At 72.5% G+C, this 26515-nt stretch carries 22 protein-coding genes; 6 read left to right on the top strand and 16 right to left on the bottom strand.

The genetic code is table 11. The features are described from left to right. The first annotated feature begins 94 nt into the window (after nt 1-94). Together ACQPZP_RS37130 and ACQPZP_RS37125 are read left to right on the top strand one after the other, a co-directional pair. Nucleotides 95-475, top strand: a complete 381-nt coding sequence (locus ACQPZP_RS37130; RefSeq protein ID WP_433474343.1) for a hypothetical protein — start codon at nt 95-97, stop codon at nt 473-475. Nucleotides 476-516: 41 nt separating this feature from the next. Next, the gene (locus ACQPZP_RS37125) at nt 517-1002 is read left to right on the top strand and encodes a hypothetical protein (RefSeq protein WP_433474342.1); all 486 of its coding nucleotides are present in this window, start codon (nt 517-519) and stop codon (nt 1000-1002) included. On the opposite strand, the gene lysX is transcribed toward ACQPZP_RS37125, so the two are convergent. Further along, on the bottom strand, nt 999-4298 hold the full coding sequence (gene lysX / locus ACQPZP_RS37120) for a bifunctional lysylphosphatidylglycerol synthetase/lysine--tRNA ligase LysX (protein ID WP_433474341.1): 3300 nt from the start codon (nt 4296-4298) through the stop codon (nt 999-1001). The two genes, ACQPZP_RS37125 and lysX, sit on opposite strands and share 4 nt — an antisense overlap. Nucleotides 4299-4465: 167 nt before the next feature. Here lysX and ACQPZP_RS37115 point away from each other — a divergent pair, with 167 nt between their 5' ends. From ACQPZP_RS37115 to ACQPZP_RS37105, 3 genes are read left to right on the top strand one after another with little or no spacing between them, the layout of a single operon-like run. Beyond that, nucleotides 4466-6304 (top strand): protein kinase domain-containing protein, encoded by a 1839-nt coding sequence (locus tag ACQPZP_RS37115; RefSeq protein ID WP_433474340.1) that lies wholly within the window; start codon nt 4466-4468, stop codon nt 6302-6304. Next, a complete protein-coding gene (locus ACQPZP_RS37110) occupies nt 6304-7971 on the top strand; it encodes a protein kinase domain-containing protein (RefSeq protein ID WP_433474339.1) in 1668 nt (555 codons plus the stop codon). The genes ACQPZP_RS37115 and ACQPZP_RS37110 overlap by 1 nt, the downstream gene beginning before the upstream one ends. A 22-nt stretch (nt 7972-7993) precedes the next feature. Then, nucleotides 7994-9442 carry a protein kinase domain-containing protein gene (locus ACQPZP_RS37105; RefSeq protein ID WP_433474338.1) on the top strand — a complete coding sequence of 483 codons (1449 nt, stop codon included), beginning with the start codon at nt 7994-7996 and terminating at the stop codon, nt 9440-9442. On the opposite strand, the gene ACQPZP_RS37100 is transcribed toward ACQPZP_RS37105, so the two are convergent. The 10 genes from ACQPZP_RS37100 to ACQPZP_RS37055 form a co-directional block, all read right to left on the bottom strand. Further along, entirely contained in the window at nt 9352-10410 is a 1059-nt protein-coding gene (locus ACQPZP_RS37100) for a DUF6114 domain-containing protein (RefSeq protein WP_433474337.1), read from the bottom strand. The two genes, ACQPZP_RS37105 and ACQPZP_RS37100, sit on opposite strands and share 91 nt — an antisense overlap. A 4-nt stretch (nt 10411-10414) precedes the next feature. Further along, nucleotides 10415-11008: a DUF6230 family protein gene (locus ACQPZP_RS37095; protein WP_433474336.1), complete on the bottom strand. Its 594-nt coding sequence runs from the start codon at nt 11006-11008 to the stop codon at nt 10415-10417. Between the two features lie 260 nt (nt 11009-11268). Beyond that, a complete protein-coding gene (locus ACQPZP_RS37090) occupies nt 11269-11886 on the bottom strand; it encodes a response regulator (RefSeq protein ID WP_433474335.1) in 618 nt (205 codons plus the stop codon). A gap of 88 nt (nt 11887-11974) precedes the next feature. Further along, on the bottom strand, nt 11975-12640 hold the full coding sequence (locus ACQPZP_RS37085; RefSeq protein WP_433464276.1) for a response regulator: 666 nt from the start codon (nt 12638-12640) through the stop codon (nt 11975-11977). Then, nucleotides 12637-13980: a sensor histidine kinase gene (locus tag ACQPZP_RS37080; RefSeq protein WP_433474334.1), complete on the bottom strand. Its 1344-nt coding sequence runs from the start codon at nt 13978-13980 to the stop codon at nt 12637-12639. Before ACQPZP_RS37080 ends, ACQPZP_RS37085 begins: the two co-directional genes overlap by 4 nt. Before the next feature lie 58 nt (nt 13981-14038). Continuing rightward, nucleotides 14039-15130, bottom strand: coding sequence for a hypothetical protein (locus ACQPZP_RS37075; protein ID WP_433474333.1), 1092 nt, complete (start codon nt 15128-15130; stop codon nt 14039-14041). 1 nt (nt 15131) lies between these two features. After that, entirely contained in the window at nt 15132-16271 is a 1140-nt protein-coding gene (locus tag ACQPZP_RS37070) for an alpha/beta hydrolase (protein WP_433474332.1), read from the bottom strand. 60 nt (nt 16272-16331) lie between these two features. Then, nucleotides 16332-17228, bottom strand: a complete 897-nt coding sequence (locus ACQPZP_RS37065) for a cytochrome P450 (RefSeq protein WP_433474331.1) — start codon at nt 17226-17228, stop codon at nt 16332-16334. A 101-nt stretch (nt 17229-17329) separates the two neighbouring features. Further along, on the bottom strand, nt 17330-17977 hold the full coding sequence (locus ACQPZP_RS37060) for a response regulator (RefSeq protein ID WP_433474330.1): 648 nt from the start codon (nt 17975-17977) through the stop codon (nt 17330-17332). Next, complete coding sequence (locus ACQPZP_RS37055) at nt 17974-18849, bottom strand: sensor histidine kinase (protein ID WP_433474329.1); 876 nt, start codon at nt 18847-18849, stop codon at nt 17974-17976. Before ACQPZP_RS37055 ends, ACQPZP_RS37060 begins: the two co-directional genes overlap by 4 nt. 672 nt (nt 18850-19521) lie before the next feature. Between ACQPZP_RS37055 and ACQPZP_RS37050 the strand changes: the two genes are divergently transcribed. Beyond that, nucleotides 19522-20667 carry a Rieske (2Fe-2S) protein gene (locus ACQPZP_RS37050; protein WP_433474328.1) on the top strand — a complete coding sequence of 382 codons (1146 nt, stop codon included), beginning with the start codon at nt 19522-19524 and terminating at the stop codon, nt 20665-20667. Nucleotides 20668-20995: 328 nt separating this feature from the next. Here ACQPZP_RS37050 and ACQPZP_RS37045 read toward each other — a convergent pair whose 3' ends face one another. The 5 genes from ACQPZP_RS37045 to ACQPZP_RS37025 are packed head-to-tail and all read right to left on the bottom strand — an operon-like array spanning nt 20996 to nt 26508. After that, the gene (locus ACQPZP_RS37045; RefSeq protein WP_433474327.1) at nt 20996-21916 is read right to left on the bottom strand and encodes a hypothetical protein; all 921 of its coding nucleotides are present in this window, start codon (nt 21914-21916) and stop codon (nt 20996-20998) included. 26 nt (nt 21917-21942) lie between these two features. Next, entirely contained in the window at nt 21943-22677 is a 735-nt protein-coding gene (locus ACQPZP_RS37040) for a sugar transferase (protein WP_433474326.1), read from the bottom strand. Between the two features lie 2 nt (nt 22678-22679). Beyond that, nucleotides 22680-23999 carry a lipopolysaccharide biosynthesis protein gene (locus tag ACQPZP_RS37035; RefSeq protein ID WP_433474325.1) on the bottom strand — a complete coding sequence of 440 codons (1320 nt, stop codon included), beginning with the start codon at nt 23997-23999 and terminating at the stop codon, nt 22680-22682. Continuing rightward, the gene (locus ACQPZP_RS37030; protein WP_433474324.1) at nt 23996-25291 is read right to left on the bottom strand and encodes an O-antigen ligase family protein; all 1296 of its coding nucleotides are present in this window, start codon (nt 25289-25291) and stop codon (nt 23996-23998) included. Before ACQPZP_RS37030 ends, ACQPZP_RS37035 begins: the two co-directional genes overlap by 4 nt. Continuing rightward, the gene (locus ACQPZP_RS37025) at nt 25288-26508 is read right to left on the bottom strand and encodes a glycosyltransferase (protein ID WP_433474323.1); all 1221 of its coding nucleotides are present in this window, start codon (nt 26506-26508) and stop codon (nt 25288-25290) included. The genes ACQPZP_RS37030 and ACQPZP_RS37025 overlap by 4 nt, the downstream gene beginning before the upstream one ends. Nucleotides 26509-26515 lie beyond the last annotated feature (7 nt).

Here is a 26515-nt window from a genome sequence, read left to right as displayed (position 1 = left end):
GAAGCCTTTTGTGCACCGGCATAGTCCAGCACGTTCGGGCCGTGAGGCGGATACCGGTTAGCGGATGTCGGTGGAGACCGGCAGAATCTCGCCCATGGTGACCGAGGAACTGGTTCAGGTTTGGCGGGACGTCATTCAGGGCGACGAGAAGTCGTGGGTGCTATTCGCGAACGGGACCTGCGTCATTTTGATGGAGCCCGAGGACGACCTGAGCGCGCAGGCGGTGGAACTGCTGCGCGAGTACGGGCCGGTTCACGGGGGCACGCCGGCCGGTGATTTCGGGACGATCGATCTGGACGCGGCGCCGGGGTGGGCCGTCTACGGGCACCACAACGACATCCTCACGTACGTCGCCCCGGACGAGGTCGAGGACGCGGCGAACGATCTGGCCGTGGGCCTTCTCGGCCGGTCAAAGCGCGATCAGGACGGTCACGAACTCGCGGTCGTCCACGTGGAGGACAAGCGGTCTCGTTGAATCCGCCGCCGTTGTCGGAGGATGTCGGTACAAATGTCTGCGTGAGGGCTTGGGGTGAGCAGGACCTGGCGCGGTTGCGGGCCGCCGCGCATCGGGGTCTCGGAGATGCCGGGGTGCTCCGGGGACTCCCGCTGCCTCCCGTTCTCCAGTACGCCGGGGACGTGCTCGCGGCGGCCCTCGCCCAAGGGCGCGACGTCCGGAATCTCGCCTGCGAATGCCTGGAGGAACTGAATCGGCGCCGTCTTCCGGGCGACGCGGAATTGGCCGCGGAACTGGGCGCCGCCCTGGGGGTGAACGCGCCGACCGGGCTGGCATCGCTCCCCGTCGATTTGGGCGCGGTCGCCGCGGCCATGGACGACGGATTCCACGTCCTCGATCTGGAGCGCGGCGACGTTCTTCCGGAGATCGAGGGAAACGGCCTGCCGATTCCGCCGGGCGTCCTGCCGGAGAGCGAGGACGCCCGGCGGGGAGCCGCGCGTGAATGGCTCGCCGAGCAGGGATATCGCCCCGTTCCGCGGAGCCTTTAGGAACCCGGGCGCACCAGCGGGAACGGGATCGTCTCGCGGATGCTGCGGCCGGTCAGCGTGATCAGCAGCCGGTCGATGCCCATGCCCATGCCCCCGGCCGGCGGCATCGCGTACTCCAGGGCGCGCAGGAAGTCCTCGTCCAGCTCCATGGCCTCCGGGTCGCCGCCCGCGGCCCGCAACGACTGCTCGGTCAGCCGCCTGCGCTGCAGGATGGGGTCGATCAGCTCGGAGTAGGCGGTGCCGAGTTCGAGGCCGAAGACGATGAGATCCCACTTCTCGGCGAGGCGCGGGTCGGCCCGGTGCGGGCGGGTCAGCGGGGACGTCTCCGCCGGGTAGTCGCGGACGAACGTCGGCGCCTTCAGGTGCTCCTCCACGAGCGCCTCGAACAGCTCCTGGACGATCTTCCCCTGCCCCCACTGCGGGTCGAAGTTCAACCCCAGCCGCTCCGCGATCGCCTGGACCCGCGGCAGCGCGGTGTCCGGGGTGAGCTCCTCGCCGAGCGCCTTGGAGACGGACTCGTAGACGGTGATCTCCTGCCACGGCTCGGCGAGGTCGTACTCGACGCCGTCCCGGACGATCAGCGTGGTGCCGAGCGCGGCCAGGGAGGCGTCCACGACGAGGGAGCGGGTCAGCTCGGCCATCGTGTCGTAGTCGCCGTAGGGCTCGTACGCCTCCAGCATCGTGAACTCGGGGTTGTGCTTCTGCGAGACGCCCTCGTTGCGGAAGTTGCGGTTCAGCTCGAAGACGCGGCCGACGCCGCCGACGAGGAGGCGCTTCAGGTAGAGCTCGGGCGCGATCCGCAGGTAGAGCTGCATGTTGTAGGCGTTGATGCGGGTCGTGAACGGGCGGGCGGTGGCGCCGCCGTGCACGGGCTGCAGCATCGGGGTCTCGACTTCCAGGTAGCCGCGGGAGCGCAGGCCGTCCCGGACGGCGGCGACGGCGTCGCCGCGCATCCGCAGCATCCGCCGCGACTCGTCGTTGACGATGAAGTCGACGTACCGCTGCCGGACGCGGGACTCCGGGTCCGACAGCCCGGACCGCTTGTTCGGCAGCGGCCGCAGGCACTTGGCGGCGAGCTTCCACGAGGAGGCCAGCACCGACAGCTCCCCGCGACGGGAGGTGACGACCTCGCCCTCCACGCCGACCTGGTCACCGAGGTCGATCAGCGTCTTCCACTGGTGCAGCGACTCCTCGCCCAGCGCGTCCGCGGTCAGCATGACCTGCAGGTCCGCGGTCTCGTCCCGCAGCGTGACGAAGATCAGCCGGCCGTGCTCGCGGGCCAGCACGACCCGTCCCGCGACCGCCACCCGGTCGCCGGTGTGCGCGTCGGGCGCGAGATCCGGATGCCGCGCGCGGATGCCGGCGGCGAAGTCGGTGCGCTCGCAGCCGAGCGCGTACGGCTCCATCCCGGCGGTGCGGATCTGGTCGAGCTTGGCGTGCCGGACCCGCTCCTGCTCCGACAGCCGGCGTTGCGGGGCGCGCCGCGCGTCCGCGGCCTCCTCGATCTCCTTGATCTTGTCGACGAGGTCGGTGGACGGCACCATGGCGGCGGCCCGGTCCAGCTTGGGGCGGTTGAAGCTCGGCAGGAACCCCTCGGCGCGGGCGTAGGCGAGTCCCAGCCGGACGAGGTGCCGCCCCTGCTGGTAGCAGATGAAGCGGGGACGCCAGTCCGGGAGGTACTTGGCGTTGGACAGGTACAGCGACTCCAGCTGCCAGAACTTCGACGCGAACGACAGGAACCGGTAGTAGAGCCGCGCGACCGGCCCCGCGCCGATCTGGGAGCCGCGCTCGAACGCCGAGCGCAGCATCGCGAAGTTCAGCGACAGCTGCTGCGCGCCGACGGCGGCGGCCTTCTCGGCGAGCTTGGCGACCATGTACTCGTTGAGGCCGTTCTCGGCGAGCCGGTCGCGGCGCATCAGGTCCAGCGACAGGCCGGTCCGGCCCCACGGCACGAAGCTGAGCAGGCCGCGCAGCTCCCCGTGCGCGTCGAACGCCTCGACCATGACGCAGCGCCCGTCGGTGGGGTCGCCGAGGCGGCCGAGCGCCATGGAGAAGCCGCGTTCGGTCTCCTCGCCGCGCCACGCGTCGGCGCTGCGGATCAGCTTGGCCATCTCCCAGCCGGGGATCTGCGAGTGCCGCCGGATCCGGACGGTGTACCCGGCCCGCTCGACCCGCCGGACGGCCTGCCGGACCTGCCGCATCTCCCGTCCGTCCAGGTTGAAGTCGGTGAGGTCGACGATGGCCTCGTCGCCGAGTTCGAGGGCGTCGAACCCGTGCCGCTTGTAGATGTGGGCGGCGCGCTCGCCGAGGCTGACGGCGCCGGGGATCCAGGCGTGCGCGCGGCACTCGCCCAGCCACGCCTCGATCGCCTGGTCCCAGGATTCGGGATCGCCGAGCGGGTCGCCGCTGGCCAGGGAGACCGAACCCTCGACCCGGTAGGCGATGGCCGCCTTACCGTTCGGGGCGACGATGACGTCCTTGTCGCGGCGCAGCGCGAAGTAGCCGAGGGAGTCCTGGTCGCCGTACTCGGCGAGCAGCGCGCGGGCCGACAGCTCCTCGGCGGGGCTGAGGACGGGGTCGCGCCGCCCCGGTTTGAACAGCGCCCAGAACGTGGCGATCAGCAGCCCGGTGCCGAGGACCCACAGGATCGCGTCCACCCAGAACGGCACGGACACGTTGATCGGCTTGCCGGTGACGCGCGGCCCGAGGACGGTCTGGGAGATCGCGTAGAGCGGGTGCGTCCAGAAGTCGCCGCTGGCGTTGCGGTCGGTGAAGGTGACGAGGAACGTCCCGATTCCGCAGGTCACGACCAGGAGGCTGGTGAAGACGAGGGTGGCGAGCCGCCGGTTGGCCCGGTCCGGCAGCGTGGTGAACTGGCCGCGCGCGGCGATCAGCAGGCCGAGCACGGCGAGGTACACGCCGGCGGTGACGATCAGGCCGACGGGGGTCGGCTTGTCCGGGTTGAACAGCGTCGTCAGGACGGCGGTGACGCCCAGCGCGGTCGGCAGGCAGAAGATCAGCACGAGGATCCGCCATGCTGCCTTCTTGCGCCGCCGGACGCCCATCGACAGCAGGATCCACAGCATGCCGATGGGGACGCTGGGGAACCAGCCGAGGTATCCGATCCAGCGCAGCGCCCAGATATCGGCTATCTCAAGGATGAGACCATAGGAGACCCACGCGAGCAGCGACAGGATCCCGGAGAGACGGGTGTACCAGAAGAAGATCGTCGGCGCGGCCTGGATCAGCCGGCCCCACTCGCCCCGCAGGCCGCCCTTAGGGCCCTGCTCCGTCATGGTCCCCTTTCTACCGGGTGTCACGTCGTTCGCGCTTCCGTCCGGACGTGCCCGCCGGGCCCGTCCGGAGGCGAACCTCCAGGCGGTGCCGGGCGTCGTACGGGTAGGGGGATGTGGCTTGCAAGCTTGGTCCAAGATTGTCAGCAAAAGTCGATATGGTCGCGGATATGCCAAATGAACCCACCGGCGGGCGGTTGCTCGCCCGCCGCTACCGCCTGGTGACCCAGGTCGGGCGTGGCGGCATGGGTACGGTCTGGCAGGCGCACGATGAGGTCCTCGGTCGTGACGTTGCGGTGAAGGAGGTCATCCTCCCGCATGGTCTCACCGATGAGGAACGCGCCGTACACCATAAGCGCACGTTCCGTGAGGCCCGTACCGCGGCCCGGCTCGGTCACCCCGGCGTCGTCACCGTCTACGACGTCGTCGAGGAGGACGACCGGCCCTGGATCATCATGGAGCTGATCAAGGCGCGCTCCCTGGACCAGGTGATCAAGCAGGATGGGCCGCTGGAGCCGCGCCGCGCCGCGGAGATCGGCCGGCAGATGCTCGCCGCGCTGCACGCCGCGCACGGTGCCGGGGTGCTGCACCGCGACGTCAAGCCCAGCAACGTGCTGATCACCGGAACCGGCCGGACGGGTGAGCGCGCCGTGCTCACCGACTTCGGCATCGCCACCGCCTCCGGCGACGCCACCCTCACCCAGACCGGGCTGGTCATGGGCTCGCCCGCCTACATCGCGCCGGAGCGGGCCCGCGGCCGCGTCGCCGGCCCCGCCTCCGACCTGTGGTCGCTCGGCGTCACGCTGTACGCGATGCTGCACGGCAAGTCGCCGTTCGAGCGTCCCGAGCCGATGGCCGCGCTGGTCGCGGTGATCTCCGACGAGCCCGACCCGCCGGAGAAGGGCGGCCGGCTCGTCCCGGTCATCGAGGGGCTGCTGCGCAAGGGCCCCGACCAGCGGATGGACGCGATCGAGGCCGGCGCGCTGCTGGACGACATCGTCCGGCAGGAGACCATCGACACCCAGCGCACGATGGCCGTCGAGTTCCCGCTGGAAGAACTGCCCGGCCCGCAGTCGACCGCACCGGAGCCGTCCGGCGACGCGCCGGCCCCGGCGGACGCCGGCGCACGGCCGGACCAGCTGACCAGCTTCGACCTCCCGATGGCCCCGCCGGGCCGGCCGGAGACCGCGAACCCCGCCGAGACCGCGCCCGACCCCGACCGGGTCAGGTCGTGGCGGTCCGGCCCGCGCACCGAGCCCGCCGCGCAGGCCACGCTGGCGAGCGCCGGCCCGCCCGAGACCGGGCCGGCCACCCACTTCCCGCCGACGACCCACCAGCCCGCTGGACGTCCCGCGCTCGCGTCCAACCGGAACGTGCTGATCGTCGCGGCCGTCGTGCTGATCATCATCCTGGTGGTCGCGGGCATCGCGCTGGCGAACGGCGGGGACGGGAACGGGCGGGACGCCCGCAAGCAGGGCGCGACGACCCCGTCGACCGCCGGGAAGAGCCCGTCCGCGCCCGCCACGTCCGGGAAGCCGAGCACGGGCCTGCCCGCCGGGTTCACGACGCACAAGGACGACAGCGGCTACTCGGTGCCGGTCCCCGCGGGCTGGAGCGGGCCCGAACGCAAGAACGGCGGCGACTTCTACTACGCGCCGGGCCGCAAGACCTACCTCCAGATCGACCAGACCGACGAACCCGGCGAGAGCGCGATCGCGGACTGGCGGCGGCAGGAACGGGGCGGCTCCGGCTTTCCCGGCTACCGGAAGATCAAGATCGAGCCGACCGGCGACCAGCCGCCGGTGCCCGACACCGGGAACGGCGACAAGTCCGCGGACTGGGAGTTCACCTACGACGGCGACGGCGGCCGGGTGCACATCCTCAACCGCGGTTTCGTGACGAACGGGCACGGCTACGCGATCCTGCTGCGTGCCCCCGACGACGACTGGGACAAGGTGTTCTCCGACCTCCAGCCGGTCTACCGGTTCTTCAAGCCCGCGGACGCCTGATGGAAGGGCGGCTGCTCGCCGGTCGGTACCGGCTCGCATCGGTCGTCGGACGCGGCGGTATGGGCACCGTCTGGCGCGCCCGCGACGAGACCCTCGACCGGGAGGTCGCGGTCAAGGAGGTCGTCCTGCCCGCCGGGCTGAGCGACGACGAGCGGGAGAACCGGCACCGCCGGACGCTCCGCGAGGCGCGCGCCTCGGCGCGGCTGAACCATCCGGGCGTCGTGACCGTACACGACGTCGTGGACGAGGACGACCGGCCATGGATCGTCATGGAGCTGGTGCGGGCCCGTTCTCTCCAGGAGATCGTGGAGGAGGACGGGCCGCTGCCGCCCGCCCGCGTCGCGGCGATCGGCGGGCAGATCGCGGGCGCGCTGCGGGCGGCGCACGCGATCGGCATCCTGCACCGCGACGTCAAGCCCGCGAACGTGCTGGTCGCCGCGGACGACCGCACCGTCCTCACCGACTTCGGCATCGCGCAGATGGCGGGCGACGCGACGCTGACCGGCACCGGGCTGCTCATGGGGTCGCCCGCGTACATGTCGCCGGAGCGGGTGAACGGCGACCCGGCGATCCCGGCGTCCGACCTGTGGGCGCTCGGCGCCACCCTGTACGCGGCGACCGAGGGGAAGGCGCCGCACCACCGCAGCGACGCGATGGCCGTGCTCGCGGCCGTGATGACGCAGGACGTCCCGCCGCCGAAGAACGCGGGGCCGCTCGCGCCCGTCCTCACCGGCCTGCTGGAACGCGACCCGGTCCGGCGGATGAGCGGGGACCGGGCGGAGGAGGCGCTCAAGGCGGTGGCCGCCGGCCACGCCGCGGGCCTGGCCCCCGTGCCGGCCACGGCGAACGAGGCGACGGCGGGGGACGGCGGCGGCGGACCGCGGACCGCCCTCCTGCCGGAGCAGCCCGTCCCCGTGCCCGTCCCGGTCCCGGACATGCCGACGCAGTACCCGCCGGGCCCGCAGCAGTGGACGCCCGGGTACACGGCGCCCGCGACGCCGCGGAAGAAGTCCCCGGCGGTGCCGATCCTCGCCGGTGTCGTCGTGGCGGCCGCCGTCCTCGCCGCCGCCGCGTTCGTCTTCTGGCCGGACGGCTCGGCCGGCGGCGGGACGGGCAAGTCGGGGTCACCGGTGGCCGGCGGGCGGACGTCCGCTCCGGTCACGCCCGCGACATCGGGTACGCCGGCCTCCTCGCCCACCTCTTCGCCGAGTTCGAACGCGACACCCCTGCCGGCCGGGCTCACCCCGGCCGCGGGCCCCGGCTACACGATCGGGGTCCCGCGCGGGTGGCGGCGCTCCGTGCAGGGCAACAGCGTCGTCTGGACCGACCCCGCGTCCAGCGCGTACGTTCAGGTCGACCGGACGGTCTGGTCCGGCGACCCGTACGAGCACTGGGTCACCTGGGAGCAGGAGGCCATCGCGGACGGGAAGCTGCAGAACTTCCAGCGGATCGGAGAGATCACCCGCACCACCGTCGCCGGGCAGCCCGCGGCCGACATCGAGTTCACCTGGTCCAGGTCCGGCGTAACGCGCGCCCGCGACCGGGGCGTGATCATCAATGGTCAGCCGTACGCCGTCGTGGTGGCGGTACCCGCGTCCCAGTGGAACGAGCACGAGACACTCGTGAAGAATGTGCTCGACACGTTCCGTCCCTCCGGGGTGGGATGACCAGTGGGGAGTCCGTCTAGAAATGGCACAGGCACGTCTGCTCGGTAACCGATACCGCCTCGACTCGGTGGTCGGCCGAGGCGGCATGGGCACCGTGTGGCGCGCCTTCGACGTCATGCTCGGCCGCGAGGTGGCGGTCAAGGAGGTCGTGTTCCCGCCGGGGCTGAGCGAGGCCGAGCGCGGCGTCCTGTACGAGCGGACGTTCCGGGAGGCGCGGGCGTCGGCGCGGCTGAACCACTCCGGGGTGGTGACCGTCCACGACGTGGTCCAGGAGTCGGACCGGCCCTGGATCGTGATGGAGCTGGTGCTCGCGCCGTCTCTTCAGGACATCATCGAGCAGGGCACGATGGAGCACCGCCGGGTCGCCGACATCGGGGTGCAGATGCTCGGCGCCCTCCAGCACGCCCACCAGAAGGGCATCCTGCACCGCGACGTCAAGCCCAGCAACGTGCTGATCACCGACGCGGGGCGGGTCGTCCTCACCGACTTCGGCATCGCGCAGATGGAGGGCGACTCGACGCTCACGCAGACGGGCCTGGTCATGGGGTCGCCCGCCTACATCCCGCCCGAGCGGGTGCAGGGCGAGCGCGCCGTGCCGGCGTCCGATCTCTGGTCGCTCGGCGCGACGCTCTACGCGGCCGTGGAGGGCCGGTCCCCTTACGAGCGGTCGGACGCGATGTCGTCGCTGCAGGCCGCGCTGACCGAGCCCGTCCCGCCGGCCCGGAACGCCGGTCCGCTCGCCCAGGTGCTGGACGGCCTGCTGGTACGCGAGCCCGCGCGCCGGATGACGGCGGTGCAGGCGCAGCCGCTGCTCACCCGGGTCGCGACCATGCCCCTGCCGGCGCCGCCGCGGGCGAACGAGACGGTGACGGACGAGCCGTCCGCCCGCTACCTGCCGGAAAGCGCGTCCGAGACCGTCCTGGACCCGGACGACCTCGACCAGCGGACCCGCCGCGATCCAGGCGACCTCGATCCGGTGACCCGCCGCGACCCGGGCGATCTCGATCCGGTCACGCGCCGCGATACCGGCCGCTTCCAGGAGCAGAAGAGCTCGCACTACCCGCCTCCGCCGCGGTCCGGGCACGACCAGGAGGTGCGGACGCTGCTGGAGACGGAGTGGACCCCGCCCCCGTCCCAGCTTCCCGCGCAGGGGCCGCATCCGGGCCTTCCGCCGCAGACGCCCCCGCCGTGGGAGCAGCCGCAGCAGTACACGAACTGGCAGCAGCCTCCGCCGCCGTCCGCGCACGACCGTCCCGGCGGCGGGGAGCGCCGCAAGACCCTGCTGATCGTCACGATCGCGGTGATCCTCGTCGTGGCGGCGGTGCTGCTGGGCGCGTTCATCCTGCGCGGCAAGCTGCGCTCGGCCGCCCTCGACCAGGATCAGGCGCTCGTGACGGCGAGGCCGGTGATCTGCGCGCCGTCCGCGGTGACGGCGGGCTGCTCGGACACCACGTCCGTCATGACCATGTAGGGCAGCGTCAGCGGCGGCGGTGCCTCCGGGGTGAACGTCGTCGGGATCCCCAGGAGCTTGGACGACAGCTTCGTCGTGTACATGACGACGTCGCCGCTCAGCGCGAGGTCGCCGGTCCGGGTGCGCGTGGTGGTCCCGCCGTGCACGGCCGTCTGGTCCACGTCCTTCAGGACGGCCTTGGACATCGTGAACTTCAGCGCCTTCACCGTCCCGCCCGCCGATGGCAGCGACGCGACCCCGCCATAGCTGAGCCCCGACATCGTCAACGAACTGGCGCGCAGAGTGCTGGAGTCGGTGTAGGTGCGCGGCCCGGTGCCCGCCTCCTTGGCAGGCGTGGGCGTCGGCGTGGAGGTGGGCGTGGGCGCAGAGGTGGCCGTGGGTGTGGGCGTGGGTGTGGGGGTGGACGTCGCGTCGGCACTCGGTTGCGGGGACGGCGTCGCCGAGGCTGAGGGCGAGGGGGACGGGGACGGGCTGATCAGGTGGAACCCCAGGACGGCGGGGATCGCGAGAGCCGTCAGGCGTCCGCCACGGGACGCGGAGTGCGTGCCGCGGCGGCCCCGTGGCGGGGGCTCGGTGCGGGGCCGGTCGGGCGCGGGGGACCAGGCGAAGCCGAGCGCGCCGCCGAGCACGCCCAGCAGCAGCCCGGCGAGGAACCCGCCGAAGTTGGACGTGAGGAACGACGCGAGCGACAGCAGCACGGCGAGGATGCCGTAGAAGCTGCGGTGGGCGGGCTGGAACCACATCAGCGCGCCCGCGGTGACGAGCAGCGCGCCGATCAGCCAGCTCGCCACCCCGGCCATGCCCTGGTGGACGACGAGCGGCATCGGGGCCAGCGGGATCGCGATCAGCTCGGCGCCGCCGAGGACGGCGAACACGCCTCCCCAGAAGGGGCGTGTCCGCCGCCAGCGGCGGAATCCGCGCGGCGTGCGCGGGGCGGGAGGGCCGGGGTGCGCGGGGTGGAAGGTCATGGCCTCAGAAGCACTCGCCGCCGAGCTTCATGCTGAGGTCGCTCAGCTTGAAGGTCCCCGCGGTGGTCGCCCACGCGACCTGCCTGACGTTCTTCAGCTCGATGCGGGACGCCTGCTGCCCGAACATGCCTGCCGCGCCCTGCGAGCCGGACGGGCCCTTGTCCAGGGTGCTCGCGTCCCGGCCGATCTCGATGTTCGAGAACTGGGCGTCGGCGTTCAGCTGCTCCACGTCCAGGACCAGGTCGCGGGCCTCGACGGGGTCGGCGCCGGTGCCGGCGGTCAGCCGCAGCGTGAACGGGCCGACCTTCACCGACTGGCACATGTTGCGGATCTGCGCGGACCTGATGCCGGAGATCTGCACGGGGTGCTTGTCGCCGTTCTTGCCCGCGTCGATCCCGCCGTACTGGACGAAGCCCTGCCCGCTGAGCGAGTCGGCGCTCACCTTGAAGCTGCTGCCGGAGACGGCGAACGAGGAGGCGATCGAGCCCTGCGCGGTCATGAAGACCAGGGCGCCGGCGCCGATCGCGGCGGGGGCGGCGACGGCGGCGAACCGCTTCCAGCGGACGCGCCCGAGGGCGGCGTCGGACGAGGGGGTCATGGGCTCACTCCGGGGGGTCGTGGTCCGGGAAGGACCTCGGTGACGCGGGTCACTGACGTGACGCAGAGTGCAAGTTACCCCCAAGTACTTACTTGCGACAAACCCCCCAAGCGTTCTGAAAGGTAAAGAATCCGACACGGCTGGCCTGCAAGATCCAGAAACGGGCCGACCCGGACGGAGCCGGGAGCACGCCGAAACCGACTACGATAAGTAGTCACTGACGGCCGGGAAAGCCCGTAGCCGCGGGGGTGGCGACGGGGTCAGCCGCCGGCGGACAGGGCGTCCAGTGCCGTCCGCAGATCGGCGAGATGGGCCTCCAGCCGGTCGGCGGGCTCGCCGGACCGCAGCCGGGCGACGTCCTCCTCGACCCGGGCGAGCCGGCCGTCGAGGGCCGACAGGAGCCGGTCGCAGCCCGACGTGGCGTCCTCGCCCTCGCTCCCGTCCGCGTCGAGCGTCTCGCGCAGCAGCCGTGCCTGCTGCTTGAGCCGCAGGTTGCGCCGGTGCAGCTCCACGAAGACCGACACCTTCGCGCGCAGCAGCCACGGGTCGAACGGCTTGGTGAGGTAGTCGACGGCACCGGCCGCGTATCCGCGGTACGCCTGCTCACCGGCGTCGCCGCCCGCGGTGAGGAAGATGATCGGGACGTCGCGGGTGCGCGGCCGGGACTTGATGTGCTCCGCGGTCTCGAAGCCGTCCATCTCCGGCATCACGACGTCCAGGAGGATCAGCGCGAACTCGTCGTTCAGCAGTTCTTTCAGGGCGGCCTGGCCGGAGGTGACGGGCACGACCTGGACGGGCAGGGCGTCGAGCACGGCCGCGAGGGCCGTGAGGTTCTCCTCGCGGTCGTCGACCGCCAGAATCCTCGTCTCGTTCGGCACCGGACTCCCTCGCGTCGGAGACGGTCTGCGCCGTCCACCCTGTCATGTACCTGCGTGCGGCGACAGCGAATGGCCGCAGTGTAGATTTCTAGGGCAGCCAGCCCGGTTTGACCAGTCCCGACTCGTATGCGAACACCACCAGCTGGGCCCGGTCCCGCGCGCCGAGCTTGACCATCGTGCGGCTGACGTGCGTCTTCGCGGTGGCAGGGCTCACCACCAGGCGGGCGGCGATCTCCTCGTTCGAGAGGCCCTCCCCGACGAGCGCCATGACCTCCCGTTCCCGCTCGGTGAGCGCGTTCAGGCGGGGCGAGGGCGCCGGTTCCTTGGCCCGCGCGGCGAACTCGGCGATCAGCCGCCGGGTCACGCTCGGCGACAGCAGCGCGTCCCCGTCCGCGACGGCCCGGACGGCGTGGATCAGCTCCACCGGCTCGGTGTCCTTGACCAGGAACCCGCTCGCGCCGCCGCGCAGCGCCTCGAACACGTACTCGTCCAGCTCGAACGTGGTGAGAATCACGATCTTCGCGCCGTCGAGGCGCTCGTCGGACGCGATCCGCCGGGTCGCCTCCAGGCCGTCCAGGCCCGGCATCCGGATGTCCATCAGGATGACGTCGGGACGCAGCCGGCGGGCCTGTGCCACCGCCTCCTCGCCGTCGCTCGCCTCGCCGACGACCTCGATGTCGGACTGCGCGTCCAGCAGTGCCCGGAACCCGGCCCGCACCAGCACCTGGTCGTCGGCCAGCATCACCTTGATCACTGCGCACCCCTTCCGGGCGTGGCCGTCTCGTCGGCCGCGGTGTCCGGCGCCTCGTCCAGCGGCAGCCGCGCCCGCACCCGGAACCCGCCGCCGGGCCGCGGACCGGCGTCGAACGCGCCGCCGAGCGCGGCGGCCCGCTCCCGCATGCCGCGGATCCCGCTGCCGCCCGGACGGTCGTCCAGCGGGGACACGCCCCGGCCGTCGTCCTCGACCTCCACCACGATCTCGTGCTCACCGTAGGCGATCCGGACCCACGCCGTCACCGGGCCGGGACCGGCGTGACGGGTCACGTTGGTCAGCGACTCCTGGACGATCCGGAACGCGGCGAGGTCGGTGCCCGCGTGCAGCGGCCGCCGGTCCCCGGTGGTCTCGGCCTCGACCCGCAGCCCGGCGGACCGCGCGCGGGCGAGCAGGTCGTCCAGCCGGTCCAGCCCCGCGGTGGGGGCGCGGGGCGCGGTCTCGCCCTGCGCCCGCAGCGCGCCGATCACGCCGCGCATCTCGGTGAGCGCCTCCTTGCTGGCCTCCTTGATCGCGGCGAGCGCGGTACGGGCCTGCTCGGGGTTCTCGTCCATCAGATGCAGCGCCACGCCCGCCTGCACGTTGATCATCGAGATGTTGTGCGCGAGGACGTCGTGCAGCTCGCGGGCCATCCGCAGCCGCTCCTCGCTCGCCTGGCGGCGTTCCTCCTCGGCGCGGGTGCGGGCGGTCTCGGCGGCCCGTTGCGCCCGCATCCGGATCAGCTCGGCGGTGACGAGCACGACCAGCGCCCAGCCGACGGCGATGCTCGACCAGTCGAGGGTCGGCTCCTCCACCGGGAACAGGCCGTCCTGGCCCCGTTCGGCGGCCGGGACGCCGATCAGCGCGGTCAGCGTGAAGAACGCCGCGAGGCCGAGGCCCGTCCCGGCCCAGACCACCAGCCGGTGCCCGGCGACGACCGCGGCCATCATCGCGACGAGCAGGGCGAGGGGCGCCGGACCGTAGGTGTAGGCACGCAGGAAGTACAGGGCCGTCACGGCCGCTATGGCGCTCACCGTGAACACCGGATACCGGCGTCGCAGCAGGAGGAGGGCCGGTCCGCCCAGGAGAAGGGCGAAGCCGAGCACGTCCAGATCGGTGTGGCCGATGGTGGTGCCGTCGCCGTGCCCCCAGGGCGGGCCTTCGGCCCCGTCGGACGGGCGGTCCCGCTGCGCGCCCAGCGAGCCCATGACCTGGACGATGGCGAGCAGCAGCGGGACGACCCATACCGGCCACGCGGCGGGCCGCGGCCAGTGCGGCCGGACCAGGACGTGCGGGGGCGCCCCTCCGCCGTGACCTGGGCCGTGCGGCGCTGAAGTGCTCATGCCTGCACGGTAGGTCATCGGTTTCCGGCTTCACGTCGGCCCGGAGGAGTGGGCGTTCCTACTCCCCGGGAGGTACCCGGAGCCGGTCTCCGAACCACGCCAGAACGCCCGGGATGTGGCCGCGCCACGCCGCGAGCGTCGCGGCCGGGCCGTCCACGAAAGACGTCCCGGCCCGCATCGGCGGCTTGGCCAGGGCCGCGAACCGCTCCGCCTGCCGGGCGTGCGGGCCGCTCCCCCCGGCCGCGGCCAGGACCGAGACCGGGGGCGGCGGGAGGTGCTGGAGCCGCCACAGCAGATCGTTGCCGAGCCGGTAGCGGGCGCTGCCGCCGTAGAGATCACCGCCGGGCGCGTCGAACCGCCCGTTCAGGCTCGCGGCGGCGGAGAACCGGTCGGAGCGCAGCATCGCGAGCCGGGCGGCGCACTGCCCGCCGCCGCCGAACCCGGCCACGCCCCACCCCGTCCGCGCCTGCGGCACCCGGTACAACGACGCCAGGGCCGCGGGGAGGTCCTGCGTGAGATAGGTCTCGCCGAGCGCGGGACGTCGCCCGGGCACGTCCATGCACCCGGCGGGGCCCTGGACCCGCGCCATCACGTAGAGCATGGGCCGCACGCCGCGGGCCGCCTCGGGCACGCGGGCGTCGCGGAGCCACCCCGCCGGCTCGCCGTCTCCGAGGAGGAGCACCACGGGGAGGTGCGTGCCGGCGTAGGCGTGCTGGAAGTACTGCGGCGGGACGTAGACGTCCGCGTCGGACTCCAGCCCGCTGCGGATGCCGTGGATCTTCAGGTGGTCGACGCGCCCGTCCTCGGCCGGGTCCCGGTCACGCCCGGCCCGCTCCGGGCCGAGGCCGGTGATGGTGCGGTCCACGAGGCCGCCGGCCGCGCGCTGCGGCTGGACGTGCTGGACGTGCACGTTCGCCGGGTCGTTGCCGAGCAGGTCGTTCCACGTCGCGTAGAACACGAAGTACCGGTTGGCCAGCAGCACGATCGACGCGGTGAGCGCGACCTGCGTGGCCAGCAGGAGCCCCGAGCGTGCCAGCACGGCCCGGGCGCCCGGGCCCGCGAGGCGCCGCCACAGCACGACGGCCGCGACCACGCCGCCGAGGGCCAGCAGGCACACCGGCCCGATGAGCGCCGCGCTGACCGGTTCCACGTCACTCGCCCCGCAGCCGCTCGCTCAGCCATCGGATGGACGGCGGGATGTACTTGCGGAACGTCTTGAAGTTGTGGCCGCCGGACCGCAGCAGCACCTTGTCCACCACGAGGGGCGGACGAGCGGCCCGCATGAACCGCCGCGCCGACGGGAAGGTCTTCTCCCCGGTGTCCGCCGAGGCCACCAGGATCGACACCGGCGGCGCCGGATAGTGCCGCAGCCGCCAGATCAGGTTGCCGCCCAACCGCAGGTCCCGGCTCCCGCCGTACAGGTCGCGGGTCGTCGGGTCGAGCAGCGAGTCGAAGTGCCCGGCCATGCTGACGGCGGCGGAGAACCGGTCGGAGTGGAGCATCGCGAGCTTCGCCGCGCAGAACCCGCCGGTCGAGTATCCGGCGAGGCCCCAGCCGCCGCGGTCCCGCGGCACCCGGTACGCCTCGGAGACCGCCTCCGGGACGTCCTGCGCGAAGAACGTCTCGACCTGGGGGCCGCCCGGCACGTCGGCGCACTCGGTGTCCCAGCCGTTCACCACGGTCGGCCGCATCATCACGTAGATCATCGGCTGGATCCGGCCGGCCGCCTGCGCCCGCGCGACGTCCGCGGGGACGTGCCCCTGGTGGATCCAGACCAGCCGGTCCGCCGCCGGATACCCGGCCAGGAAGATCACGACCGGGAGGCGGCGGGCGGCATAGGCGGGCTGGAAGTACTGCGGCGGCAGGTACACGTACGCCTCGGACGACAGGCCCGTCCGGACCCCGCGGATGTCGAGGCGCTCGACCTGGCCGTCCTTCGCCGGGACGTGCTCGGCGCGCGGCCCCGGGTCGAGCCCCGCCTGCACCGTCCGGACGACCCTCGTCGCGGCCGCCGCGTTCCCCCCGGCCGGACGATGCTGCGCCTGTGCGGCCCCTCCGCCGGCGGCGCTCAGCAGGTCCGTCCAGGAGCCGTAGAAGAGGTAGTAGGCGTTCAGGGCGGCGACCAGCGTCAGCAGGACGGCGAACTGGCAGCCGGCGAGCATCAGCACACGGACCCCGGCGGCCCGCGGGCCGGAGAACGACGCGCGCGGCCACGCCCACACGGTCGCGACCATGCAGCCGAGGGTGAGCAGGGTCAGCAGGCTGAGCGTCCCCCAGCTCGTGAGTCCCACGCACCTTCTACGAACGGGGGACGGCGGAAGTTCAGCACCGGAGGGGGCGGGCGGAGGCCGTCAGGCCGTCCAGCGGATGGGCAGGTGCGCGAAACCGTGCCGGGCGCTCGACCGCAGCATCACGGGCTCGCCCGCGAGCCGCGGCAGGCCCGGGCGTTCGAGCAGCGCGACGAGCAGGGCCCGCAGGTGCACGCGGGCCAGCCGCGCCCCCAGACACGTGCGGTGCCCGAACCCGAAGCAGAGGTGGGCCGGGGCGCCGTGCAGGAACCGGCCGGGGACGAACTGCCCCGGGTCGGGGAACACCTCGTCGTCGTGGTTCGCGGAGACGAGCCACAGCGTGACGTGCTCACCGGCCAGCAGCGGCACACCGCCGACGACCGTGCCGCGCTGCACGGTGCGCCAGACGTGGAGCACCGGCGTCCACCACCGCAGCATCTCCTCGACGGCGCTGTCCATGAGCCACTCGTCCTGTTGCTCCTCGCGGAGCCGGATGTACTCCGCGGGATGGCGCAGGAGCGCGTACAGGCCGCCTGCGAGGGTGTTCCGCAGCGTCTGCGGGAGGTCGCACGCGACCTGGCCGACGAAGTCGACCGGCTCACGGGGCGGGATCCGGGCGAGCATGGCCTGCACGGGAGGATCCATGTCGATCAACGCTGCGTCCGCCGGACTTGGAGCGGGGTCTTCCGGCAGTGCGCCCTCCCCGCTCGATGGGCCGTGCAGGACGCCGTCCACCTCCGGGGAGAACAGCTCCGGGTGCGCGAGCGCATGCTGGACGTCGGCATGGCGCAGCACGGCCCAGGCGCCCGGCCGTCCCGCCGTGCGCCCGTCCAGCCAGACCACCGGCGTCCTCGCACGGAGCCGTTCGAGCCGGTCGTGCGGGACCCCGCGGGCGTAGGTGTCCGCGCAGTCGAGGACGCCCGCGTCGGACATGGGCATCGCGCCTCGCCGTCGAGGCATGGCAACCTCCTCTAAGGCCGACGCTAACGCGTCCCGGCCGAACCCTGAAGGTCCGGATTCGGCCGTACCCAGGAGGACACCCCGCCGAAACGGCGTTCCGGCTACCCGGCGAGCCACTCCCCGGTCTCCACGCTGACCAGGCCGTGCCGGGCCGCCTCGATCACCGCCTCCCGCTGGGAGTGCACGCCCAGCTTGCTCAGCACGCTCTGCACGTGGCTGCGCGCCGTGCTGCGGGTGACGCCCATCGCCTTGGCGAGCGCCTGGGTGGACTCGCCGCGCGCCAGCCGCGTCAGCACCTCCCGCTCGCGCGGAGTGAGGAACTGCGCGACCTTCTGCGCCTGGCTGCGCGGACGGGCGCAGCCGCGCCGGGTCGCCTGGTCGACGACGATCTCGCCCGCCGCGACGCGGCGCAGCACCGTGAGGATGTCGCCCGCCTGCTGCCCCTTGTGCGCGAACCCGCGCACGCCCGCCGCGACGCCCGCCTCCAGCACCGGCTGCTCCAGGAAGCCGGTCAGCACGACGAACCTCGTCCGCGGGGACGAGCCCCGCAGCCGCGGCATCCAGTCGAGCGCGGTGCCGGACGGGAACCGCAGGTCGATCAGGCAGAGATCGGGCTGCCTGGCCCGCAGCACGGGCAGCGCCTCGGCGGGGGAGTAGGTGACCCCGACGACGCTGTGCCCGGCGTCCGTCAGCACCAGCGACAGCGACTCGGCGAAGACCGCGTGGTCATCGCAGATGACCGTTCTCATGGATGCGGCCGCCAGTCGTCGGCGTGCACACCGTCCAGAACACAGTCCGGACCGGTCGCCTCCGGTCTCTTGTGGGGGGACGACCCCCCACGCCCCCCGGCAAGAGCAGCCGGACCGGCTCCCTCCGCTCCGCTGGCGCTCCGCTCCGGGATCCGGTCCGGCGGGGGCGCCGCCGGGAGCAGCATCCGGACGCGCGCCCCGCCCATCTCGCAGGTGCGGATCTCCAGGCTGCCGCCGTACCCGGAGATGAGGTCGTGGACGATGCCGAGCCCGAGCGACGCAAGGCCGGGCCGGGCCGTGCCCCGTACCGCGCCGAAGCCGGGCCCGTCGTCGTCGACCTGGATGACGACCCAGCCCTGGCCGGCCTCGACGCGCACGTCCACGCGTCCCTCCGCGACGCGGCACGCGTTGTCGAGGACGTTCCTGACCGCGCGCCACAGCGCGACCGGGTCCATGTGCGCCCACGCCTCGCCGCCGCTGAAGCAGACCTCGTGCGGGGCGGCGAGCCGCATCCCGGTGACGACCTCGGCGGTGAGGTCGTCCACCCTGATCCGCTCCGGGCTGGGCAGCGGCGTGTCGTCGTCGTCCTCGTCGAGCCGGCGCAGCAGGTGGTCGAGCCACCGGGTCTCGCCGAGCAGCTGGTCGATGCGTGCCCGGCTGATGTCGCCGACGTCCTCCGCGACGACGACGGCCGAGGCCAGCATGATGATCGTTCCGAGTTCGTGCCGGATGTCGTGCCGCAGGCGCCGCCGCCACAGCAGCTGCCCGCCACGGCCGTCGCACGGCCCGCCCACCCGGACGCCCGTGCCCGCGAGCGTCCCCGCGCCCGCGCGAGCGTCCAGCGGGGAAGACCGAGCCCGTCCGTTGTTCATGAGGACCCCCGTCCGCTATTTCAGCACCGTATCGACGGTCGCTCGGCCGCCCCGCGGATGTCCAGTCAATTGGCCGCAAGAGTCCGCTCTCTGTCCAGAAGCGGTCATCCCCCCAGAGAGGTAAACTCGGCCCTTTGACGCAGCGTCTCAGCCGTAATAACGGTGCCTCCGGCGCATTTCTTTCATGCCGGTGGCGTAGCCGCTTTGCGCATTCCGGCGGGTGTGCCCGCGGGCCCCCGGAGAGACAGTCTGGACATGCCGACGGTCACATTTATCGGACATGCGGGGGTGGCGGTGGACGCGACCGCGTTCCACCTGCTCGCGGACCCATGGCTCGCTCCGGACGGGGCCTTTCTCGGGGCCTGGCACCAGTACCCGAGAAACGATCACCTCGATGTCGCCGCGTTGCTCGGCGCCGACTGGGTGGCGGTCTCGCACGAGCATCTAGATCACTTCGACCCATGGGTCATCGAGCGCCTTCCCGCGCGGACCAGAATCCTCATTCCGTGTTATCCCGGACCCGCCTTCCGGGAGCGCATGACGGCCGCCGCAGGCGGACGTCAGGTAATCGAGATCCAGCCCTGGGATAAATTCCCGCTCGACAATCGTGGGTCGTGGATCACCGTCATTCCGGAACTGTCGCCGATGTGCCATGACGCTGCCTTTCTGATCGTGGCGGACGGCCGTGGAATCCTGCACTGCAACGACGCCCGGCTCACCGCCGCGCAGGCCCGCCGGGCCAAGCACATGGCGGGCGGCCGGCTCGACCTGATGGCCCTGCAGACGTCCGGGGCGTCCTGGCACCCGATCTGCTACGAGTACCCGGCCGCGGAGATGGCCGAGGTCTCGATGGCCAAGCGCGTCTCCAAGCTGCGCGCGGCGCAGCGGCTCGTCCGGCAGACCGGGCCCGAGCTGGCCGTTCCGTTCGCCGGCCCGCCCTGCTTCCTGGACGCGGAGGTCGACCACCTCAACTGGGTGCTCGGCCAGGAGGACGGCGCGTTCTGCGACCCGGAGATCTCCACCGCCTGGCTGCGCGAGCACCTGCCGGGGCAGCGCTGGGAGTGCTTCAAGCCCGGCGACGCCGTCGACCTGGACACCGGCGAGATCACCCGCGACCCGGTCTCGGCGGAGTTCTCCTTCGCCGACGCGGACCGGGACGCCTACCTCAAGCGGTACGCCGCCGACCGCGCCGACGCCATCGCGGCGGTGCTGGCGGACTACCCCGAGCCCGCCCCGGACCTGTTCGACCGGTTCACCGCCCACTTCACCCACCTCGGCGGGCTCAGCGACTACTTCCTCCGGCAGATCGCCATGATCGTCCGGTTCGAGATCACCGGCCCGGGCGGCGGCGTCTGGGACGTCGACTTCGCGCCGGGCGGCCTCACGGTGTCGGCGGCGTCCCCGGACGTCCGCCCGCACTACCGGATCACCACCGCGGCGCGCTGGCTGGATGCCGTGCTGACCGGCCGGATGGCGTGGGAGGACCTGCTCATCTCCTTCCGGCTCAGCCTCTACCGCGACCCCGACGTCTACAACGACTACCTGGTCGGCCTGCTCAAGCACGCCAACGCCCCGGCGCTGAACGCCGTCGAGGCGTACGAGACCGGACGGGACGAGAGCGAGCGCATCACCGTCGCCTGCGACGGCGCCCGCTACGACATCCCGCGCTACTGCCCGCACGCCGGCGAGGACCTCTCGATCGGCGCCGTCGTCCGCGACGGCCGGATCCACTGCCTCGCCCACAACTTCGCCTTCGATCTCGCCACCGGCGAATGCCTCAACGCCCGCGCCGCCAACCTCACAAGCAGGCGCTGCTAGCCCAGGGGGGCGCCCCCCCTGGAACCCCCGTCACGGGTGAGGCGTGGCGGGGGTCACTAGTGGGGTTACAGGCTGATCACGAATGGTGAGACATCGCATGTCCGGAACAGGGTCTTAGATCATGGCGTGTTAGGTTTTCTGCTTGCTTGTCCGGGGGTTTGAAGGGGTGCGCGGGGTGAACCGCAGGAAGCTCGGCCTGGTGGTCGTCGTATTTGTTCTGGCCGTTGGTGTAATGGAAGTCCTGGCCCTGAAACTCGGGTCATTGGAGTTCCCGGTCCCGTCGAAGTCCCAGCACCCGGCCGTCGCGGACCAGCCCGGGCAGTGACCCTCAGCGCGCCGCGTTCCGGGCCTTCATGAGGCTCTGCAGGTCGGGGTGGGCGCCCCCGGAGGCGTCCGACAGGGAGGGGCAGGCCCACTCGTCCTGGCGGCCCCAGGAGTAGGAGATCTCCAGCAGGGGACGCGGTGTGAGCCGGTCCCAGCGGGCGAGGATCTTGCGGAACTGGGACTGCGTCGGCATCCAGTACTTCCGGTCGCCCTTCGAGCAGCTCTGCCCGAACGTCTGCAGGACGGGCGCGACCTTGGCGCGCGGGATGCCGGCGTCGTCCGCCATCCGGACCATCCGGTCGATCGCCCCGATGTCGCAGTGCTCGCGGGTCCTGTCGGAGCCCTTGCAGGGGTAGGGGTCCAGGCCGACCAGGTCGACGCCGACGCGTTTCGGCGCGAGCGGTCTCATCGGCCAGTCGGTCAGCGAGATGAAGGAGATCTGGCCGGGCGCGTTCCGCTCGATGTAGTCGGCGCGGCGGCGGATCTCGCCGGCGATCTTCGGGCAGTCGCCGGTGTTCGGCTCGTCCGACAGGTACCACCCGTACACCTTCGGGTCGCGCCCGAAGCGCTGGACGGCCCGCTGGAACGCGTCCCAGCCGAGCTCGAAGTCGCCGCAGGTGAAGTTGCCGACCCAGAGCAGCGCCTGCATGCCCGCCGGGACACCGGCGACGAGCGCCGGGTCCGCCTTGACGTCCACCAGGTCGTAGCCGAGCGCCTGGAGCCGCGGGTAGTCGGACGGCTCGGTGTTCAGTGCGATCCGGCGGGTCCTGCCCGGGTCGGCGGCGGGCGTCCCCGGCGTGGCGAGCGGCCCCCGGTACGGCTCGTACCCGGACGCCCTGTGCCGCAGGTAGAACAGGAATCCGGCGGCCAGGGCGACCGTGACCGCGACGACCATGATCTTGAACCGGGCGTCCCGGATGTCCATGACGCGTCACTCCCCGGATCGTCGGGTCAGGCGGCGGAGCCGGGCTCCTCGGCGGTGCGCGCCGCCTTGTCCTGGGCGTCCTTGACGACCCCGGCGACGTGCACGGGAAGGGGCGGGATCGGGATGCGGAGGATGTGCTTGACGGTGTCCCAGAGCGCGCCGAGCGTGGCGCGCATCGACGGGTCGCGCAGGTAGACGGCGTCGACGGAGACCCGCGCCGGGACGATCCGCTCGATGTAGTTGACGAGATCGACCTCCTCGCCGGGGCCGAGCACGTCGAAGTCGCGGAACCGGACCTCGGACACGCCGGTCAGGCCGGGCCGGTGGTCGAAGATCCAGCGGCAGTGCGCGTCGTAGTGGACGGCGAGGTCGTAGGTCTCCGGGCGCGGCCCGACCAGCGTCATCTGGCCGCGCAGGACGTTCACCAGCTGCGGCAGCTCGTCCAGCGACCACCGGCGCAGCAGCTTGCCCACCTTCGTCAGCCGCGGGTCGCAGTTGGCGGTGACGGTGAGGCCGCCGACGCCCTGCCGCATGGTCCGGAACTTGTACATGGTGAACGGCCGGCCGCCCTGCCCGACGCGCGTCTGCCGGAACACGCCCGGCCCCGGGCTGGACAGCCGCACCAGCCCGTAGACGATCAGCAGCGGGACGCTGAGGAGCAGCAGCCCGGTGAGCGCGCCGGCGACGTCCAGCACGCGCCGTGCGGCGGACGGGGGGACGCCGTCGGACGGGTCGACGGGACGGCTCGCGAGCTCGGACATGGTCACCCCTTGTTCTCGGGTGCGGGGGGTTCGGATGCGGTGTTCCTGGCGCGCTGGAACCAGACCAGCAGCGCGGCCGTGGTGGCGACGAAGGAGACGGACGTGGCGACGGCGGCGCCCGTCGCGCCGTGCGCGGGAATCAGGACGGCGCCGAGGACGACGACGACCACGAGCCCGATGCCCTGCCCGGCGGACGCGGCGCCGGGCCGTCCGACCCCGTACAGGTAGGCCATGACGAGCCCGGTGACGCCGAACGTGACGACGCCCGCCAGCCGGATGTAGGTGGGCACGACCGCGTCGTCGAACACGTCCCCGAAGATCCAGGGCAGCGCGGTCCCGGCGATGAGGGCGAGCGGCAGCGCGGCCAGTGCCGACACGCCGAGCGCGGGCAGGATCAGGCGGGACGTCCGTTTCGTCGCCGTCTCCCGGTCCTCCTTGGCGAAGTCCGGGTACAGGACGTAGTTGACCGCGAGCCCCGGAAGCTGCACCAGTTCGGCGAACTTGCTCGCCACCGTGTAGACGCCGAGCACCTTCGGACCGGCGAGCGCGCCGAGCAGCGCCATGTCGAACCGCAGTTGCAGCAGATCGATGAGCTGGCCGAGGTAGCCGCGGAACCCGTATCCGGCGATGGACCGGCCGAGCCGCCGGTCGGGCCGTCCCCACCCGGCGAAGAACCCGCGCCGGGCGAGCCGCCGGGCGATCCACGCGGCGGCGGCGACGTCGGCGAGCACCAGCCCGGTGATCAGTGCGCCGGGCCCGTACCAGCCGGTCAGGATGACGAGGTAGATCGGCAGGAACACGAACTCCTCGACGGCGATCGCGAGGCTCGCGCCAGACTGGTCGTCGGTCCCCTGGAGCAGGCCCTTGCCGACCGACACGAAGCCCTGCGTGAAGGACGGCGCGGCGGCGGCGACCGCGATCCAGATCCCGAACGACTTGAAGAACACCAGGTAGACCAGCGGGCTGAGCGCGAGCCACCCGACCCCGGAGATCGTCGCGCCGATCACGGTCAGCCAGGCCAGCGTGGGCCGCACCCGGCTCTGGTCGTAGTCGCCCCGGGCGAGGAAGAACGGCGCCGCGCCGGGCAGCCCGGCGCTGGACAGCTGGCACAGCAGCCCCGGCAGGATCCGGACGAGCGTGAACGCGCCGACGAGCTTCGGCCCGCCGATCCGCGCCACCATGATCGTCGCGAGCCCGAGCGAGGCGAGCGCCCCGACCCGCCCCGCCATGTTCCCGGCAACCAGCGCCAGCAGCCGCCGCCGCAACCGGCCGGCCTCCGCCTCGGGCGCGAGAACGGCAGGGGACTCCTGGGTGTCCGTCATCGGGCTCCGTCCCTTCCGAAGAGATCGAGGGCGGCGATCATGCCGAAGACGGCCCAGCCGTGGCGGTAGTGGAGGGTCTCGTAGAAGAGGCCGGAGACGAGGAAGACGGCGACGAGCGCGCCGAACAGTTCGGGCCGCGGGACGAGCCGCGCGTACTCGCCGGTCAGCGCGTCCCGCCGGGCGATCCGCACGCACTTCAGCAGCAGCACGAAGACCAGCACGATGAGCGCGACGCCCCCGAGGAAGCCGCGTTCGAGGACGGCGGCGACGTAGTCGTTGTGCGCCTCCCGTACGTAGGTCTCCTGCCGCACCAGCATCTGCTTCTCGGTCTGGCCGGGGCCGATGCCCCACGGGTGCGTTTGGTCGTCGATCATCTGGAGGGTGGTGGCGAGGACGGTGCTGCGCGAGTTCGTGCTCTCCCCGGTCGTCCGCCCGATGGAGTCGCGCAGGATGGGCGACGCCTGGCTGGCCTGGTCCAGGAGCGGCTGGACGTCGACCTGCGTGACGACCGCGACGCCGGCCCCGCCGACGAACACGGCGAACGCGCCGACGGCGATCGCGTGGTGGGCCTTGCCTTCGCGGAACAGCCGGAACAGGTAGCCGAGCAGGATCGCGATGACCAGCGCGAGCAGCCCGCCGTTCGAGCCGGTCAAAAGCTCGGCGGCGAGCAGGATCCCGCAGACCGCCCACCGTTTCCGCGGCGTCTCCGGGAACCGGGTCGCGCGGGCGATGAAGAAGACGCAGATGAACCAGTTGGACGCGTAGTTGGCGTCGCCGAACGTGAACATGGCGCGTTCGCCGTCGATCTGCTTGCCGGACAGCGCCTCGATCCCCAGCACGAAGCCGACGATCATGACGAGGGCGTAGCACGTCCCGATCCGGACGAAGGCGCGGAGCGCCACCTTCAGCAGCGCCGGGTCCCGGCCGAGGTTGGCGACGCAGACCGCCCACAGCAGCACGAACAGGTCCTTGACGAGGGTGAGCGCGCCCGCGTCGTTGACGACGGCGGCGATCCCGCCCGCGATGATCGTCAGCAGGGTCGGGATGAGGAACGGCCACCGGACCGGCAGCCTCCGGGTGCCCGCCCACAGGAGGGTCGTCGCGGTGAGGCCGACCAGCGCGAGGTCGGGCAGCCCGGTGTTGCCGGGGCCCGGCGGCAGGCCGGCCGGCATCAGCATCGGCAGCGAGGCGATGCCCGCGACCAGCGCCACGGTCGTCAGCCGCGTGCCGCGCCTGAGCGGCGGCGCGGGCCGCTCGTCGTCGCTTGGCCGTGCCTCGATCATCGCGGTCATGGGCGGCTGGAGTTTCCTCGGTAGGTCTCGTCCAGGACGGTGCCGAGGTGCGCCGGCGAGAACCATCCGCCGACCCTGGCGCGGGCGCGTCCGGCCATCCGCGCGGCCGCGGACGGGTCGTCCAGCAGCGCCGACACCGCGGCGGCGAGACCGTCCGGGTCCTCGGGCCGGACGAGCATCCCGGTCTCGCCGGCGAGCACGAGGTCCTGGTTGGACGGGACGGCCGTCGCGACCAGCGGGATCCCCGCCCCGATCGCCTCGACGAGCACGCACGGGAGCCCCTCCCAGCGGCTCGCCATCGCCATCACGTCGAACGCGGGCAGCACGTCGGCGACGTCGTCGCGGTGCCCGAGCCAGCGCATCCGCTCGCCGGCGCCGAGCCTCGCGGTGAGCTTCTCCAGCTCGTCCGCCATGGGGCCGCCGCCGACCCAGAGCCCGAACACGTCGTCCGGCAGCCGGGCGATCGCCTTCGCGAAGATCTCCGGGCCCTTCTGGAACGTCAGCCGCCCGACCGACCCGACGACCTTCACCCCGAGCGGCAGGTCGAGGCGGCGGCGGGCCTGCGCGCGGGAGCCGGGCGCGGACGCGTAGGCGTCCACGTCCACGGCCGGCCACGACAGCCGCACCCGTTCCGGTGTGGTCAGCCCGAGCCGCAGCGCCGTCGTCACCGTCTCCGACCCGATCGCGAGGAACGCGTCGGTGCGCTTGGCCGCGATCCGCTCCAGACCTATATACATGCGGCGCCGCGCCCGCGACTGGAACTCGTTGAACGGGAACCCGTGCCACGTGTGCACGATGCGCGGGACGCCTGCGCGGGCCGCCGCGACGCGGCCGATCACGCCGCCCTTCGCGCTGTGGGTGTGGACGACGTCGTACCGCCCCTCCGCCAGCACCCGGGTCAGCGTGCGCAGCGCGGCAAGGTCGTCGCGCGGCGAGATCTGCGGCACCAGCGGCCCCACCTGGACGATCTCCATCCCGGCCGCGTGCGCCGCGGGAGTGAGGTCACCGGCGGCGGCGTTGGCCACGGCCTCGTCCCCGAAGAGGACGCCGTTGCCGGTGGACGAGGCCGTGCTGTCCATGCCGACGCCGCCGGTGACGATCGCGCGCTCGTAGTCGCCGTCCGGCAGCGCCAGCGCGCCGTTCAGCGCGACCTGGCCGGCGCCCCCGTTGAACCGGGTGATCACCGTGGCGACTCTGAGCTTCCTCGTGGTACTCATGCACACC

The sequence above is a fragment of the Spirillospora sp. CA-142024 genome (assembly GCF_050942325.1).
GTDB lineage: Bacteria > Actinomycetota > Actinomycetes > Streptosporangiales > Streptosporangiaceae > Spirillospora.
This window is presented reverse-complemented; position numbering and strand designations above follow the sequence as displayed.

Excerpts from the sequence above, each read along its gene's own strand:
- ACQPZP_RS37055 (WP_433474329.1), bottom strand. The coding sequence starts at position 18,849 with ATGAACAACGGACGGGCTCGGTCTTCCCCGCTGGACGCTCGCGCGGGC.
- ACQPZP_RS37030 (WP_433474324.1), bottom strand. The coding sequence starts at position 25,291 with ATGACCGCGATGATCGAGGCACGGCCAAGCGACGACGAGCGGCCCGCG.
- ACQPZP_RS37035 (WP_433474325.1), bottom strand. The coding sequence starts at position 23,999 with ATGACGGACACCCAGGAGTCCCCTGCCGTTCTCGCGCCCGAGGCGGAG.
- ACQPZP_RS37105 (WP_433474338.1), top strand. The coding sequence starts at position 7,994 with ATGGCACAGGCACGTCTGCTCGGTAACCGATACCGCCTCGACTCGGTG.
- lysX (WP_433474341.1), bottom strand. The coding sequence starts at position 4,298 with ATGACGGAGCAGGGCCCTAAGGGCGGCCTGCGGGGCGAGTGGGGCCGG.
- ACQPZP_RS37080 (WP_433474334.1), bottom strand. The coding sequence starts at position 13,980 with ATGAGCACTTCAGCGCCGCACGGCCCAGGTCACGGCGGAGGGGCGCCC.
- ACQPZP_RS37060 (WP_433474330.1), bottom strand. The coding sequence starts at position 17,977 with ATGAGAACGGTCATCTGCGATGACCACGCGGTCTTCGCCGAGTCGCTG.
- ACQPZP_RS37100 (WP_433474337.1), bottom strand. The coding sequence starts at position 10,410 with ATGACCTTCCACCCCGCGCACCCCGGCCCTCCCGCCCCGCGCACGCCG.
- ACQPZP_RS37045 (WP_433474327.1), bottom strand. The coding sequence starts at position 21,916 with ATGGACATCCGGGACGCCCGGTTCAAGATCATGGTCGTCGCGGTCACG.
- ACQPZP_RS37110 (WP_433474339.1), top strand. The coding sequence starts at position 6,304 with ATGGAAGGGCGGCTGCTCGCCGGTCGGTACCGGCTCGCATCGGTCGTC.
- ACQPZP_RS37130 (WP_433474343.1), top strand. The coding sequence starts at position 95 with ATGGTGACCGAGGAACTGGTTCAGGTTTGGCGGGACGTCATTCAGGGC.
- ACQPZP_RS37040 (WP_433474326.1), bottom strand. The coding sequence starts at position 22,677 with ATGTCCGAGCTCGCGAGCCGTCCCGTCGACCCGTCCGACGGCGTCCCC.
- ACQPZP_RS37065 (WP_433474331.1), bottom strand. The coding sequence starts at position 17,228 with ATGCCTCGACGGCGAGGCGCGATGCCCATGTCCGACGCGGGCGTCCTC.
- ACQPZP_RS37095 (WP_433474336.1), bottom strand. The coding sequence starts at position 11,008 with ATGACCCCCTCGTCCGACGCCGCCCTCGGGCGCGTCCGCTGGAAGCGG.
- ACQPZP_RS37025 (WP_433474323.1), bottom strand. The coding sequence starts at position 26,508 with ATGAGTACCACGAGGAAGCTCAGAGTCGCCACGGTGATCACCCGGTTC.
- ACQPZP_RS37115 (WP_433474340.1), top strand. The coding sequence starts at position 4,466 with ATGCCAAATGAACCCACCGGCGGGCGGTTGCTCGCCCGCCGCTACCGC.